The organism is Paraburkholderia sp. RL17-347-BIC-D (assembly GCF_046027915.1).
Taxonomy (GTDB): Bacteria; Pseudomonadota; Gammaproteobacteria; order Burkholderiales; family Burkholderiaceae; genus Paraburkholderia.
On the sequence record NZ_JARESS010000007.1, the window covers coordinates 162,441 to 177,504 of the forward strand.

Sequence of the window (15,064 nt, forward strand, 5' to 3'; positions counted from 1 at the left end):
TCATGTTCGGCCTGCGTTGCGAGAAGCAGAGCGCGCTGCGCGTGACTCATGTCGATCTGGCCACGCTCAAAGGTGAGGGAATCCGGGAGCAGAAGTCCGAGTTCTTATCGAGCGCGTTTCCGCATGAATTTGACATCGATTTCCAGGGAAACTAGCATTCGCTCAACGTATTTTCGATGCTTCCATCGAATAAACGTCCAACCCTGCTGGAGATCACCATGCGCGCCAAGCTCGACGAAGCAAGCCGTCGCGTTGACGAAGACCGCGCGCAGTGCCCGGTGCGCGCGCTCGGTGAGGCCGGCATCGAATCGTACTTCACCGATTACCGACGCGGCGAAGTTCACGTCGAGCGCTTACCTCAATGACACCCAACGCCTTCGCCAAGGAAATCAAGGCGGCGCTCGCCCCGCACGCCGACACAGACCGCGCGCTCGCCATGCGCGCCTATATGCGTCACCAGTTCGACTTCATCGGTGTGCCGACGCCGCTGCGGCGGCAAGCGGTAACGCCGGTTTTCAAGCGGCTGCCGGTGGAGAACGCCGATCACTTGCTGGCGTGCGCCAATCGCTTATGGACGATGCCGGCGCGCGAATACCAGTACGTCGCGACAGATCTGCTGGCGCGCAACTGGAAGACGCTTGCAACCACCGACATCGCGCATTTGCTGGCCATCGCGCAGCATGCTTCGTGGTGGGATTCGATCGATCCGCTCGCGGCCGTGGTCGGCGACGTGCTGAAAGCGGCGCGAATCGGGACGCCGCAGGCGCAGGCGGTAATGGATGCCGCGCTTCAGCACGAATCGCTGTGGGTGCGACGTATCGCGATGATTCATCAACTCGGCTGGCGCGGGCATACCGACGAAGATCGCCTCTTCGGCTACGCGCGGGCGCTCGCCGCGGAAAATGACTTCTTTATCCGTAAGGCGATCGGCTGGGCGTTGCGCGACTACGCGCGGCACGCGCCCGACGTGGTGAGCGGTTTTCTATCGGCCTCGCGAGACCTTATCTCGCCGCTCACCTTGCGCGAGGCGTCGAAGCATCTTCCGCCGATTCGCTGACGCTTCGATCGCTTAACGTTCGCCCGCGTGCGGTCTAATCACCGCCGTGCGCGAGCGCAACACGCGCTTTGTCTTCCGGACTGTCCGCAACGAAATACTTCTTCGCCCACGAGCCATTCGGCGCCAGTATCAAACGCTCATGCGTGCCGTCGTTTTTTTGCCGTATTGCCAACGCACGCGCCCGATAGTGCTCGTAGAGCCGCAGAAATTCCGCGAGATACGTGCCGGCGATGCGGCGGTCGCGAATCTCCAGCAGGTTCTCGTCGTTGAAATGTTCCGAGTTGTTGCTCATATTCGCCGAGCCCGTGTAGACAATCGGATTGGCGCCCTCTGCGTCGATCACCAGGAACTTGTGGTGAATGATGACCGGCGCGTAGCTCGGCGCGTGTTCGCCTGGAAAAAGGCGCAACTCGGGTTCGAAGCCTGCCGGCACGGTTGCCGGTGAAAAATACTCCGCGTCGATCACGTCGTGCTTGTCCCGGCCGCGGTGATATAGCTCCATGTTGGCGAGCGCGGTCGTCGAGACGATCTGCCCGTTTTTCTCCGCCTCCTCTGCTGCCTCCGCCGACTTCGGGCTGATGTGGTTGACGAGGCCGAACATCATCCGGCCTTTGTCGCCAGCCGCGAAACAGGCATCGCGCAGTGGCGCGTCGGTCGGCATGAAGAGGCAGAACACCACGGAGTGCTTCGCCTTGTTGATCGCTTCGACGATCGTGTCGATCTGCAAACGCGAGTCCTTCGCTTCCGGCGAAAAACAGACCCGCACTTTCGCGCTGCCGATCTGAATCGACTCGGACCAACCCGGCGTGAGCTTCGCCGTCGCCGCAATGCTCGGATTGCCGGCGAGCGCCTTGGCGCGTTCGCTGTACAGCGTGGCCAGTTCCGGCGAATCGAACAGATGGAGCACGTTCGCCTGCTCGGTGATGCCTTCGGTGGTGAAGTTGGCCGAGCCCGTCAGTACGCGCGCCGGTGACGCCTCGCCATTGCCGTTGTCCACCACGATGAACTTGTCGTGCATGATGTGCGTCTTGTCGCGCGGCGCGAACGTGGCGACATCGGCGAGCTCGTCGACAGCGGGTTGATTCGGCGACGGTGCCGGTGGCTTGCCCTTCTGCGACACCTTGTGCGAGTCGTAAACAATGGCAAGCGATGCTTTGCCCTGCTTCTTGCCGAAAGCCTCGAAGGCAGGAATCGCCCAGAGCGGATCGGTCAGGTGGTACACCGCCGATGCCGCGCGATGCGCGTGATCGAGCGTCAGCGCGAACACTTCCTGCAAGTCGTTTGCTAGCCAGGTGCGCAGGCGCAATGCCTGTTCCGCCGAAGGCGCTGCGTTCGGCGCGAGATGCAGCGCCTTGACTTTACGCGCGAACGCCTGCGAACTGACCACGGCGCGGTTGAACCACGAGCCGATGTTCGCCTCCATATGCGCGGGCAAAGTCAGCTTGCATTCGCCTTTTTGCGCGTCGAGCAATTGCGGCGCTTCCGGCGTGCCGATCACCGGATAGACGAGATAGGTGAACGACTTTTCCCGATCCGCCTCATCGATTCGCGCATCCCACCACATGAATTTCTGAATGGGCGCCTCATTCGTCGGCGCGTCTTTCTGCGTATCCGGCACCACGCCTTTGAACGTCAACCGGTTGGGGAGCCAACTGCTGGCTTCGCGTTCATGTCCATCGGCGGCGAGAAAACCCGGCGTCCGTTTGATGGCGAAACCGAGGAAGTCTTCGCGCTTGCCGCCTTCGGGCCAATCGAAAGCGAGTAGGACGAGTGTCGGGGACAGATAGCTGCGCACGCTTACATTCATCATTTGGTTCCATGATGTCGAATGGAGCTTCAGTCTGGATGCGCAGTTTGTTGAAATGGTGACAAGACGCGAAATCAAAAAAAGGTATTGATTAACGGCGTTTTATTCGGAAACTTTAGCAATATATTTAACGCGTTGAATGCGCTCTAAAAGTCTGCGGTCATCGCTTAGTAACATGCGTGCGCAATACTCCGCAGCGCTGCAAGTCAGACCAAATTTCGCATAAAACGCGCTGCTCCCAACGAGGGCTGACGCGAAGGCCAGACCCCGGGGGGTTCACATGACTATTCGTCATCGCATCACGCTATTGGTTGTTTTGATGTTCGTCGCCTTATCGGCGATCGGCGGCTACGCCGTCTACCAGACGCGCGGCAGCGCCGCCGAGGTGCGCAAGGTCACGGAAGGCGTCGTGCCCAGCGCGCTCGCTTCCGCCGACCTCGTGTCGCAAGTCAAGGATGTGCAGCTCGCCACCATGACGCTGGTCTACGCGCCCGACGCCAACATGGTTGCCCAGGCGCAGGACGACCTGACGAAGAAGCGGGCCTCGCTGCAACAGGCGCTCGCCTTGCAAGCGAAAGATGCCGCGAGCCACGCCCAGAAGGGTCTCGTCTCGCAGGCCAACGACAGCCTCGAAAACTATTTCTCCGCGATCGCCGAGACGGCCAAAATGAAGGCCGACGGTAAGAACGAACTCGCGCAGGCGTATCTGTTCGCTAATGTCGCGCAGTATCGCGACGAACTCGAAGGGATCGTCGAGACCTTGCGCGTCGAGAAGAATCGCGAGAAAGACGAGGCGATCAGCACGCTGAACACCACGCTCTCGACCACGACCACGGCAATCGCCGTTGTCACGGGCATCGCGATCATTCTGCTGACCTCCATCGGCTCGCTGCTCTACCGTCAGATCACGCGCCCGCTCAGCCGCATGCAAGCGATGATGAGCGAGATCGCCTCGAACCAGGACTTTACGCGGCGTGTGCCGGTGGGCCGCCTGGATGAGATCGGCCATTCGATCGTCGCCTTCAACGGCATGATCGAGAAAATTCAGGAAAGCTCGGCGCAACTCAAGCAGAAAACCGCCGACATTCAGGCGATGTTGCAGAACATGCAGCAAGGCATTCTGACCGTGATCGACGGCGCGGTGATTCACACGGAGTATTCGGCGTATCTGGAAGACATCTTCGAAACGAAGGATATCGCCGGGCGCGGTTTGATGGATCTGGTGTTCGCGGATACCGATCTCGGTTCGGACGCGCTCTCGCAAGTAGATGCAGCCGCGCATGCGTGTCTTGGCGAAGACTGCATCAACTTCGTGTTCAATCAGCATCTGCTGGTCGGCGAGATTTCCAAACGCATGCCTGACGGCCGCGTGAAGATTCTCGACTTGAGCTGGTCGGCGATTACCGATGAAAACGACGTGATTGTGCGCCTGATGCTCTGCGTGCGTGACGTGACCGAATTGCGCAAGCTCGCGGCGGAAGCCAGCGAACAACGCCGCCGCCTCGACATGATCGGTGAAATTCTCGCGGTCAGCGAGGAGAAGTTCCACCACTTCATCGAAAGCTCGGCGGGCTTCATCAGCGAGAACGAGCGGATCATCCGCAAGCATTCGGAGGCGGATCACGCGGCGATTGCCGAACTGTTCCGCAACATGCACACCATCAAGGGCAATGCGCGGACCTACAACCTGCAGCATCTGACCAACGTCGTGCACGAAACCGAGCAGAGCTATCACGAGCTGCGCCAACCGGACGCGGATCGTTCGTGGGATCAGGAGCATTTGATGCGCGAACTGACGCGCGTGCGCGAAGCTATCGACAGCTACGCGAAGATCAACGAACAGAGCCTTGGCCGCAAGAACAAGAACCAGACGAATGACGCCGGCAACTCCGGCCACTACGTGATGGTTGCGAAGGAACATATCCAGCACACGCTGAGCATGCTGGACCAGACCAACGCCGGCGAACTGCATGAGCTTCAGTCGATGCGTGATGCGCTGCGCCGCACGCTGAGCGCGCTGGGCAGCGAAAGTGTGCGCGACGCGCTCTCCGGCGTGCTGGACTCGCTGCCGTCGCTCGCGAGCGAATTGGGCAAGCCCGCGCCGACCGTGCGTATCGACGACAACGGCTACCGTCTGCGTGGTCAGGTCGGCGGCACGCTGAACAACGTATTCATGCATCTGTTGCGCAATTCGATGGACCACGGCATTGAAACCGCCGAGGCGCGCAGCGCCCACGGCAAAGCGCCAGCCGGCACGATCGCTGTCGAAGTCGGCGTGGACAATGGCGCGCTGCAGATCACGCTCAGCGACGACGGCCGCGGCCTCGCGCTCGAACGCATTCGCGGCATCGCGATGGAGCGCGGCTGGATCGGCCGCGACGACACGCTGAGCGACGAAGCCATCGCCGATTTCATTTTCCGGCCAGGCTTCTCGACCGCGGAAACGGTCACGGAGTTGTCGGGCCGCGGTGTCGGTATGGACGCCGTGCGCGACTTCCTCAAGCGCGCGAACGGCAGCATCGAACTGCGCTTCACCGACGATCACAAGGGCGCGGCGTTCCGTCAGTTCCAGACGATCGTCTGTCTACCGGACAGCCTCGCCGTCGATACGCTCGGCTTGGAAGCGCGTGGCGAAGCCGGCGCACTGCAACTCGACGCGATGGCGGATTGAGCGCCGCATCGGCGTACGTCGCGACGGAATTCGAAGGGAACGGTTGTGATTCAACAGTATGTATTGGCGATGGCTGCAGGCAGCGCGGTGACCGCGCTGCTGGCATTTGCCGCGCACAAGCTGCACAGCGCGAAGCTGACGGCACGGCTTCGCGCTGAAGCGCAAGCCAGCATCTCCAGGCTCGAGGCTGAGCGGGCCGATCATGGCGCAGCCATTCGCGCGCGAGAGCAGGCCGAGCAGGAACTCCTCGCTTTGACCACGCAGTTGCGCGAGGACTTGATGCAGCAATCGGCAAGCGCCGACGAACTGCGCGCCTCATTGAAAGCGGCCGCCGAGGACAAAGATCAACTGGCGCATCAGGCACGGCAGATTGCCGGCGAAGCCGAGCGTCTGAAGAGTCTCGGTGCGACGTTCGAGCGCTGGCACGAACAGATGATTTCGCTGATGACGCAAAACCACGACATGCACGCGAAGAATCAGGAGCTGTCGTCGATTGTGCGGCACGTGGTGATCGTGTCGCTGAACGCGTCGATCGAAGCTGCACGCGCGGGGCCTGCCGGACGCGGCTTCGCGGTGGTGGCGAGCGAAGTGCGCGCGCTCGCCGCGCGTTCCGAGGAATTGTCGAAGAGCTATCGCGACAGTTTGCACCGCAACGACCTGACCACGACGTCCACGTTTCAGGACATTCAGGCGGGCGGCAAGATGATCGCGGCATCGCTCGCGAGCGTCGAGTCGCTGGCCCATCAGTTTCATTCGAAGCTGCACGAGGTGGCGGTGTGATCTCGGCCCACGCCAAGGACAGCTTCGACCGCATTTTCCGCAAGGCCGCGCAGGCGCGTTTGCCGCTGGATTCAGGCGAGCTGTGCGAGATCGCGCCGATAGCGGACGCCAGCGTCGGCGTATCCAAAGATACACAAGTGGTCGTGCTGACCATTTCGTCGATCGTATTCAGACTGCTGCTAATTCTTCATTTCGACGAAGACGACACCACACGCGGCTACTACCTGAAAGACACGGCGGACGAGCGGCCCTTCCAGGAAGTCTTTCTGGAAATCTGCAACCTGTGTTGCGGGGCGATGAATCAGGAATTGCTGCGCTACTTCCCCGACCTCGGCATGTCGACGCCTTATGTGCTGAACGCGCGTTGCCTGCCGCATCTGCATGAATTGAAGCCGGCTCTGTTGTCGTCGTATGCGATCACGCTCGACGGCAACGTGCGGCTTGCCGCGACGGTGTGCGTGTGCGCGCATGCGCCGCTCGACTTCGTCGCCGATACGAGCGTTGTCGAAGAAACCAGCGGCGAGCTGGAGTTGTTCTGACCGTGAAATGGATAGCCGCTGTGAGCAGGAACGCGACATGAACATGAACAAGCCGGTCAGCAAAGTGCTGGTGCTGGACGACTGCCCGGCGCACAAAGAGGCGCTGAAGCGCTTTTGCGACGAGAACAATCTGGTCGGCGTGAAAGTCGGCAAGAACCGCTTGCAGTCGGTGCTGCGCTCGAATATCGATCTGGGCGCGGTGCTGTTCGCCGAGAGTTACGGCGGCTCGCCGGAAGCGAGCGCCGAGATCGCGATCAGGATCAACGCGGTGCGCCCCGAGTTGCCGATCATCACGCGCCGGGATAACGACCCAGGCATGGACGGCTTGCCGGAGAGCCTGCGGCGCGTGGTCTGCGCCGCGTACGTCGCGCACGATATGGCGCCGCTGCGCCAGGTGATCGACGACTACATCTTCAGCCTGGATTATCCGAACGCACTAGTGCGCGGCATCGCCGACATGACGCAGGCCATTCTCGGCGACGTGTTCAAGGACCTGACCATCACGTGCGACACGCCGTATATCGTGCGCGACCGCATCATCTTCGGCGAGGTGTTCAGCCTGATTCCGCTGGAAAGCGCCTGGTGCCGCGGCTACATGATGATGCAGGCCGAAGAGACGCCGATCCTCGAACTGCTCGATCGTTATCAGATGATCGACAACGCGCGGCATGGCGAAGCGGATTTCCGCGACCTGAACAGCGTGCTCGGCGAAGTGACGAATCTGATCTGGGGTTCCTTCAAAAACCGCTATGTCGGCGATGCGGACGCCTGGGCGCGCAGCCAGGTGCAGGTGCCGCTGCTGGTGAATCACAAGCACAAGTACATCTCGTTCGGCAGCGGCAATCCGCAACTGTGCTTCACGTACTGGCTGAAGGATCCGCAGTCGAGCCGTGCGGTCAAGTTGCATCAACGTTTTGTGTTCAGCCTGAGCTGGTCGCCGGAAGACTTCAAGGAAGTCACGGACGACGTCGGCGCAATGGTCGAGGCAGGCGAACTGGATCTGTTCTGAGTGTTGTCATAGGAAAAAACATGTCGAAAATTCTGGTGGTGGATGACTCGAGCACGGTGCGCGACGAAGTGGCCGGCTTTCTGAAGAAGAACGGTCTGGACGTCGACACAGCTGTGGACGGCAAGGACGGCCTCGCCAAGCTGAAGGCCAGTCCTGGTATCAAGCTGGTGATCAGCGACGTCAACATGCCGAATATGGACGGTCTGACGATGGTCGAGAAGATTCGCGGCGAGCTCGCCAACAAGACCGTCAACGTCATCATGCTCACAACCGAGAGCAGCCCGGCAATGAAGGAGCGCGGCAAGGCGGCCGGCGTGAAAGGCTGGATCGTCAAGCCGTTCAAGGGCGACGCGGTGCTGGAAACGTTCCGCAAACTGGCGAGCTAAGCGCTTGTTTCGCTGCAAGCGAGCGCAAAGGTGAGGTTTTTCGGGAGCTTCGCGCGGGCCGGTGTTTGAGTCTGTTTCGCAGTCACTGCGACTGTCGAAATACGGGAAAAACGCTAATAAACCGGCTGGCGTAGTGATCGAGGCGATGCTTCCGGATGCCTCCGCTTGATCAAAGGTGAGACTATTCGGGACCATCCGGGTATTCGCACAAGGCTCGCCACAAAGCCTGGTTTATTGCGACATGCGCTGACCATGCCGCTTTTTCTGCTCATAAAGCTCCATCGCGCCTCGGATCGAAAACGGTGAGCGGCAAATTCTATCGGCACTCACCACGGTGCTTTGTTTTCAGCACGATGGTGTCGCTGGCCAGCATATATCGATCACAGCACCCATCCCCCGCGCGAATCGCGCGTCTCCATCACGTGCGAAGCCCTGCACGTACACGGCTGCTTACCTGGGTATGCAAATTACTCCATCGGCTTTAAAGGTGAGAGTTTGCGGGAGTGGCCTGTTCTGGAGTAGTCGAACCACGCCCAGCATGCCTTTGCGGCCTGCCCCCAAGCTCGAAAGGTGAGGGTTTTCGGGAGCAATTCGACGCCTGCCTTGCCCCGAACCCCAAGCGCTCCGTGTCAAAGGTGAGGTTTTTCGGGAGCCCACCCGCAAATCGTACGGTGTGCCACGCGCGCGGACTCATATCACGTTTCGCGTTGAAAGAGTTGGGAAGAAATTGGCAACCTAGGGGGCTGTTCCGCGTTTTGAGAACAGCCGCATGCGGGGAAGATGGCGACGCGGACGACAGGGTGCGCGGATCGGCTATATCCGCATGCCAGATGCCTGTCTCTGAAAAACGATCGTCTCCTGGAATCAGTTGGATGAGTCAGCATATTCTTTTCGTGGGTGCCGACGCCGGCTTGACTGCCGTGGTGGGCGAATCATTGCGCGGTCAGGGCTGCGGCGTGTCAGCACGTCCGCCTGCTGCCGGGCTCAAGCATGTGGTCGAGATGGAGCGGCCTTCGTTGCTGGTGCTCGACATCTCGGCGCCGCACGGCGACGGCCTCGCTGTGTTGCGTGACTTGCGCATGAGCGGCAACGACGTGCCCGTGATTCTGCTATCGGCAAGCAGCAAAGCGATTGATCGCGTGATCGGTCTCGAACTCGGCGCCGACGACTTCATGAGCAAGCCCGCCGACCCGGCTGAACTGCTCGCGCGCATTCGCGTGTTGCTGCGACGACGCGGCTCGCTCGCGCCCGGCGCGCCGGAGACGCGGCCGCCGTATCGCTTCGGCCGCTGTGAGCTGAACTTCTCCGCGCGCGAATTGCGCCGCGACAACGAGCACTTCGCGTTGCGCAGTTCGGAGTTCGCGTTGCTCAAGATCTTCGTCAATCACGCGATGACCGTGCTCACGCGCGTGCAACTCAACGAGAAACTGCGCGGCAATAGCGTGTTGCATCAAGGGCGCAGCCTGGACGTGTCGATCTGGCGGCTGCGTCGGCTGATCGAAATCGATCCCTCGGAGCCGCGCTATGTGCAAACGGTGTGGGGACGCGGCTATGTGTTCGTGCCGCACGGCGAACTCGGTGCGGCCGAGCGCGATGTGATGGTCGCGCCCGGCGTGTAAATCGGCGGGGAGTCAGGCGAAAGGTGAGGGTTTTCGGGAGCGCTCGATGCGCCCCGTTATCAACGCATTAAGCCGGCTTCGCGATCTCGCGAATGTCCGCGACCGGCGTTTGGCCGAATGCATCGCTCAATGCGTAATCGAGCAACTGGGTGGCGCATTGTTCGGGCGTCGACAGTTGGCCGTTGCGCTTGAGGTCTTCGAATCTTTCGCGCATGGGGAACTGTTCGACGCCGCTGCCACGAATCTCCGCCTGCATATTCGTATCGATCACACCCGGCGCCAGACTGCAGATACGCAACGCACGATTCGCGTCGAGTGTGACGGCGCCCGCGTGATGATCGAGCGCGGCCTTCGTCGCGCAGTAGATGCTCCAGCCGGGATACGCATTGCGCGCCGCGCCGCTGGAAATGTGCACGATGCGCCGATCGGTTGCGTCGACGGCGGCCGCGGCGAGCGCGCTGGCCAGCATCAACGGCGTGGCGACGTTGAGGCTCACGGCGGTCGCGATGGATGTCGCGTCTTGTCCTTCAATCGGGCCGATGGGCTGCACCATCCCCGCGTTGTTGATCAACAGAACCGTTTGCGCGCCGCTGACGAAGCCACGCAGCGCATCGCTCGCGATCCATTGCGCGACGCGTGCGGTGTCGGCCAGTTCCAGTTCGATTTCTTCGAGCAGCGTCGGGAAGCGCGCTTTGAGCGCGGCATGACGCGAGCGGGACAAGCCCAGCACCGCGATCCCGCGAGCCAGAAGTTGTTCGGCGAGCGCCTCGCCCAGACCGCGCGTGTGGCCGGTGACGATCGCACGGATCGGGGAAGAAGTGGTCATGTCGGTCCTTGGGATCGTTGGCTTGGAAAGGCCGCTATTTTCTCACGCGACATTTTTCCGCGTGCGGCGGCCCTCACTGCGAGCGCGTGCGCTTCACTTCAAGCCGAGCGAAAACGCTCGCGATACTGCATCGGCGTCGCGCCGATTCGCTTGGCGAAGACAATGCGCATGCGGTCCGCCGTGCCGAAGCCGCAGTCGTACGCAATCGCCTTGAGCGCCGCGCCGCTGCTTTCGAGCAGCTTGCGCGCCGCATCCACGCGGGCGCGCTCGACGAATTCATGCGGCGTCACGCCGGTCTCCTGCACGAACACGCGCGCGAAGTTGCGTGCGCTCATGCCCGCGACGTCCGCCAGTTGCTTCACCGTGAAGCTCTCGCGAATCCGTTCCATGACGTGCGCCTGGACTTTGGCGACTGGCGAGGTGTCGTCGGCGGGCGCGGTCAGGTAGGGGCTGAATTGCGACTGGCCGCCTTGCCGCTGCGCGAACACCACCAGACGTTTGGCGACGGCAAGCGCCGTGTGCGGACCGTGATCCTCGGCGACTAAAGCGAGCGAAAGATCGATGCCCGCAGTCACGCCGGCCGATGTGACGAGTTGCCCATCGCGCAGATAGATGCGGTCGAAGTCGACGCGCGCCTTTGGAAATTGTGCCGCCAGTTGCGCTGCGTGCTGCCAATGCGTCGTGACGTTGCGGTCGTCGAGCAGGCCCGCGTGACCGAGCGCGAACGCGCCGGTGCAGATCGAACCGTAGCGGCCGCACTGGGGAGCGACGTTCGCCAGCCAGTCCAGCAGGGGCGCATCAGGCGTGGTGTCCGGCAGCTCGGGGCCGCCCGCGACCAACGCAAGATCGAACGGACCGCGTGCCTTGTCGAAGGTAGCGTCGGCGACCAGCATCATGCCGTTGGATGCTCGCAGCGGTGCGGCTTGGGCGCTGAGCAACCTCACCTCGTAGGCATCCGCGGGCGCGATGAAGCGGTTGGCTTCGGAAAACACGTCGACGGGACCGGCGACGTCGAGCGCCTGCACGCCGGGAAAGATCGCGATCGCGACGGTGGGCATCGGAAGACTTCCTTTGACGAGGGACGGGATCCGCGAGGCACGGCACCTATTTTCTGCATCTGGCGTCAGAATAGGCGGATCGCACAACAACGCGGCGTCTCGCCATGGTAATCAAAAACCTTCTCCGAAGGCTCGACCTCACCACGCTGCAACTCTTCCTCGCGGTTTACGAAGAAGGCACCCTCACGCGTGCCGCCGAGCGTGAGGCGATCGCCGTCTCCGCCGCGAGCAAGCGTCTGCTCGAACTCGAACAGGCGGTCGGCGCCACGCTGTTCCAGCGCAACGCACGCGGCATGACGCTCACGCCGGCAGGCGAAACGCTGCTGCATCACGCGCGCCGCGTGATGCGCGACATCGAGAATATCGGCATCGAACTGGCCGGTCATGCGAGCGGCGTGCGCGGCTATGTACGCATGATGGCGAACCTGTCGGCGATCGTCGAATTCCTGCCGGAAGATTTGCGCGCGTTCCAGTTGCAGCATGAGCGCGTCAAGCTCGATCTGGAAGAGCGGCCGAGCGGCGGCGTGGTCGAAGCCGTCGACGACAGCCTCGTCGACGTCGGCATCTGTTCCGGCGACGCCGACACGCGCGACCTGCACGTCGAACACTACCGGCGCGATTCACTGGTCCTCGTGATGCGCGACGATCATCCGTTGGCGGCGCGCGAAAGCGTCGCCTTCGTCGAAACGCTGGACGGCGATCACGTTGGCCTGCACGCCGCGAGTTCCATCAATGCCCGCACGCATCTCGCCGCGCGTCACGCGGGCAAGCCGCTGCGACTGCGCATCCACGTGCCCGGCTTTGACGCGGTCTGCCGGATGGTGCAGGCCGGCATGGGCGTCGGCGTGTTGCCGCTGAAGGTGTATCAACTCATGGGCCGTCCGCTGGGTCTGGTCGGCGCACCGCTCGAAGACGACTGGTCGGAACGCAGCCTCGTACTGGTGGTGCGCGACGTCGACGCGTTGTCGCCGGTGAGCCGCCTGCTGTTCGACCATCTGCGCTCCATCGAAGCCTCGGAAGCCCCGCCGGCCGTCGCTTGACGAAGAGCGTTCGCCGTTCGCGAACGGTCGTTGGCGAATTGCGGTTGGACGCTGCGGCCGCGCCGCTCATAAGCTGTCTCTCAACACGAAACCAGCTTCGGAGACAGCATTATGGGTGGACCCCTTCAGGGTATCCGCGTCATCGAGATCGGAACCCTCATCGCCGCGCCGTTTGCCGCGCGCCTCATGGCCGAGTTCGGCGCCGACGTCATCAAGATCGAAGCGCCCGAGACCGGCGATCCCCTTCGCAAATGGCGCAAGCTGCATGAGGGCACCTCGCTCTGGTGGTATCTGCAGTCGCGCAACAAGAAGTCCATCTGCGTGAATCTGAAGTCGGCGGACGGTGTCGAGATCGTCAAACGGCTCGCGGCCGACGCCGATGTCGTGATCGAAAACCTTCGCCCCGGCGCGCTGGAAAAGCTCGGCCTCGGCTGGGACGTGCTGCACGCAATCAATCCGAAACTGACGATGGTCCGCATCTCTGGCTACGGCCAGAGCGGCCCATACCGCGATCGGCCGGGCTTCGGCGCGATCGGCGAAGCGATGGGCGGCATCCGTTACACGACCGGTGATGTGGACGGCGCGCCGGCGCGCGTCGGCGTGAGTCTCGGCGATTCGCTCGCGTCGCTGCATGGCGTGATCGGCGCGTTGATGTCGCTGCTGCGCGTGAAGACGGGGCAGGGCGAAGGCCAGGTGGTCGATGTCTCGCTGGTCGAGAGCGTGTTCAACCTGATGGAAAGCCTCGTGCCCGAATACGATCTGCTCGGCCACGTGCGTGAGCGCAGCGGCGGCGCGCTGCCGGGCATCGCGCCGTCGAACACGTATCGCACCGAAGACGAAGGCTTCGTCGTGATCGCCGGCAACAGCGATCCGATTTTCAAACGCCTGATGCAGGTGATCGGCCGTCCCGATCTCGCCGACGATCCCGCCTTGGCGCGTAACGACGGCCGCGTTCAACACTGCGCAATGCTCGATCAGGCGATCACCGAATGGACCTCGCACCACTCCACCGACGACGTGCTGGCGGCGCTCGAACGCGCTGAAGTGCCGTCTGGGCGCATCTATTCGGTGGCCGACATCGTCGCCGATCCGCACTACCAGGCGCGCGACATGTTATTGCAGGCGCAACTGCCGGGCGGCGCGTCGGTGAAGATGCCGGGCATCGTGCCGAAGCTCTCGGACACGCCTGGCGAAGTGCGCTGGCAGGGGCCGACGCTCGGCGAGCATACCGGCAGCGTGCTCAGCGAACTCGGATTCGCCAACGAAGATATCGAGCGGCTCCGCCGCGAAGGAGCCGTGCAATGAATCGCGTTTTGAACACCCCGCACTACGACAAACTGATCGTGCAGGAAGTGGCGCCGCGCGACGGCTTGCAGATCGAACCCACCTGGGTCGACACGCCGGACAAGATCGCGCTGATCAACGCGCTATCCACTGCGGGCTTCACGCGCATCGAGGCCGGCTCGTTCGTTTCACCGAAAGCGATTCCCGCGCTGCGTGACGGCGAGGCCGTGTTCCAGCAGATCGAGCGGCAACCGGGCGTGATTTACGTCGCGCTGATTCCGAATCTGAAGGGCGCCGAACGCGCGCTGGCTTCGCGAGCGGATGAACTGAACCTGGTGATGTCCGCGAGTCAGACGCACAACCGCGCCAACATGCGGATGAGCTGCGAGTCGTCGCTGGTGGCGTTCGGCGATATCGTGCAGCACGTGAAGGGCTCGGGCGTGCCGTTGAACGCGTCGGTGGCGACCACGTTCGGCTGTCCGTTCGAAGGCAAGATCGACGAAGACCGCGTGATCAGCATTGTCGATACGTATCGCGAGATGGGGATCGAGGGCATCACGCTCGCCGACACGACCGGCATGGCGAACCCGCGGCAGGTGACGCGACTGGTCACGCGCGTGCTCGAACGACTGCCGGCCGCCGCACTCACGCTGCACTTTCACAACACGCGCGGGCTGGGTCTTGCGAATGTGCTGGCGGCATACGAAGCCGGCGCGCGCCGCTTCGACGCCGCGTTGGGCGGCCTCGGCGGCTGCCCGTTCGCACCGGGCGCGTCCGGCAACATCTGCACAGAAGACCTCGTGAACATGTGCGACGAAATGGGCATTCCCACCGGGATCGATCTGGAAAAGCTGATCGCGCTGTCGCGCAGCTTGCCCGCGTTGCTCGGCCACGACGTGCCGGGGCAACTGGCAAAGGCGGGTCGTAACTGCGACCTGCACCCCGTACCCGAATACGTTCTACAAATCTAACCCTCCCCTAATCGATT

Annotated in this window: 15 protein-coding genes; 12 read left to right on the plus strand and 3 right to left on the minus strand. The window is 62.3% G+C overall.

The genetic code is table 11. The annotated features are described in order from the left end of the window. The first annotated feature begins 2 nt into the window (after window positions 1-2). From P0D96_RS12430 to P0D96_RS12440, 3 genes are all read left to right on the plus strand, one after another. The gene (locus P0D96_RS12430) at window positions 3-155 is read left to right on the plus strand and encodes a hypothetical protein (RefSeq protein ID WP_408313621.1); all 153 of its coding nucleotides are present in this window, start codon (window positions 3-5) and stop codon (window positions 153-155) included. A gap of 63 nt (window positions 156-218) precedes the next feature. Next, window positions 219-365 (plus strand): hypothetical protein, encoded by a 147-nt coding sequence (locus P0D96_RS12435; protein WP_408313623.1) that lies wholly within the window; start codon window positions 219-221, stop codon window positions 363-365. Further along, window positions 362-1,057 (plus strand): DNA alkylation repair protein, encoded by a 696-nt coding sequence (locus P0D96_RS12440; RefSeq protein WP_408313625.1) that lies wholly within the window; start codon window positions 362-364, stop codon window positions 1,055-1,057. The genes P0D96_RS12435 and P0D96_RS12440 overlap by 4 nt, the downstream gene beginning before the upstream one ends. A gap of 34 nt (window positions 1,058-1,091) precedes the next feature. Here P0D96_RS12440 and P0D96_RS12445 read toward each other — a convergent pair whose 3' ends face one another. Next, window positions 1,092-2,864: a phospholipase D-like domain-containing protein gene (locus tag P0D96_RS12445; protein WP_408285059.1), complete on the minus strand. Its 1,773-nt coding sequence runs from the start codon at window positions 2,862-2,864 to the stop codon at window positions 1,092-1,094. A 280-nt stretch (window positions 2,865-3,144) separates the two neighbouring features. On the opposite strand from P0D96_RS12445, the gene P0D96_RS12450 reads away from it, so the two are divergent. The 6 genes from P0D96_RS12450 (at window position 3,145) to P0D96_RS12475 (ending at window position 9,868) form a co-directional block, all read left to right on the plus strand. Next, entirely contained in the window at window positions 3,145-5,535 is a 2,391-nt protein-coding gene (locus P0D96_RS12450; RefSeq protein WP_408284767.1) for a HAMP domain-containing protein, read from the plus strand. Window positions 5,536-5,580: 45 nt separating this feature from the next. Continuing rightward, window positions 5,581-6,315, plus strand: coding sequence for a methyl-accepting chemotaxis protein (locus P0D96_RS12455; protein WP_408284770.1), 735 nt, complete (start codon window positions 5,581-5,583; stop codon window positions 6,313-6,315). Next, on the plus strand, window positions 6,312-6,854 hold the full coding sequence (locus P0D96_RS12460) for a hypothetical protein (RefSeq protein WP_408313626.1): 543 nt from the start codon (window positions 6,312-6,314) through the stop codon (window positions 6,852-6,854). The genes P0D96_RS12455 and P0D96_RS12460 overlap by 4 nt, the downstream gene beginning before the upstream one ends. Window positions 6,855-6,891: 37 nt before the next feature. Beyond that, complete coding sequence (locus tag P0D96_RS12465) at window positions 6,892-7,863, plus strand: chemotaxis protein CheX (RefSeq protein ID WP_408313627.1); 972 nt, start codon at window positions 6,892-6,894, stop codon at window positions 7,861-7,863. Window positions 7,864-7,883: 20 nt separating this feature from the next. After that, a complete protein-coding gene (locus P0D96_RS12470; protein WP_007178665.1) occupies window positions 7,884-8,249 on the plus strand; it encodes a response regulator in 366 nt (121 codons plus the stop codon). Window positions 8,250-9,121: 872 nt separating this feature from the next. Next, the gene (locus P0D96_RS12475) at window positions 9,122-9,868 is read left to right on the plus strand and encodes a winged helix-turn-helix domain-containing protein (protein WP_132383435.1); all 747 of its coding nucleotides are present in this window, start codon (window positions 9,122-9,124) and stop codon (window positions 9,866-9,868) included. Between the two features lie 67 nt (window positions 9,869-9,935). On the opposite strand, the gene P0D96_RS12480 is transcribed toward P0D96_RS12475, so the two are convergent. After that, entirely contained in the window at window positions 9,936-10,694 is a 759-nt protein-coding gene (locus tag P0D96_RS12480; RefSeq protein ID WP_408313629.1) for an SDR family oxidoreductase, read from the minus strand. Between the two features lie 98 nt (window positions 10,695-10,792). Then, window positions 10,793-11,752: a GlxA family transcriptional regulator gene (locus tag P0D96_RS12485; protein ID WP_408284784.1), complete on the minus strand. Its 960-nt coding sequence runs from the start codon at window positions 11,750-11,752 to the stop codon at window positions 10,793-10,795. Between the two features lie 104 nt (window positions 11,753-11,856). Between P0D96_RS12485 and P0D96_RS12490 the strand changes: the two genes are divergently transcribed. The 3 genes from P0D96_RS12490 to P0D96_RS12500 all read left to right on the plus strand — a co-directional run bounded on the left by P0D96_RS12490 (window position 11,857) and on the right by P0D96_RS12500 (window position 15,047). Beyond that, window positions 11,857-12,792 (plus strand): LysR family transcriptional regulator, encoded by a 936-nt coding sequence (locus P0D96_RS12490; RefSeq protein WP_408313631.1) that lies wholly within the window; start codon window positions 11,857-11,859, stop codon window positions 12,790-12,792. Window positions 12,793-12,903: 111 nt separating this feature from the next. Next, window positions 12,904-14,097: a CaiB/BaiF CoA transferase family protein gene (locus P0D96_RS12495; protein WP_132383442.1), complete on the plus strand. Its 1,194-nt coding sequence runs from the start codon at window positions 12,904-12,906 to the stop codon at window positions 14,095-14,097. Then, entirely contained in the window at window positions 14,094-15,047 is a 954-nt protein-coding gene (locus P0D96_RS12500) for a hydroxymethylglutaryl-CoA lyase (RefSeq protein WP_408177611.1), read from the plus strand. Before P0D96_RS12495 ends, P0D96_RS12500 begins: the two co-directional genes overlap by 4 nt. Window positions 15,048-15,064 lie beyond the last annotated feature (17 nt).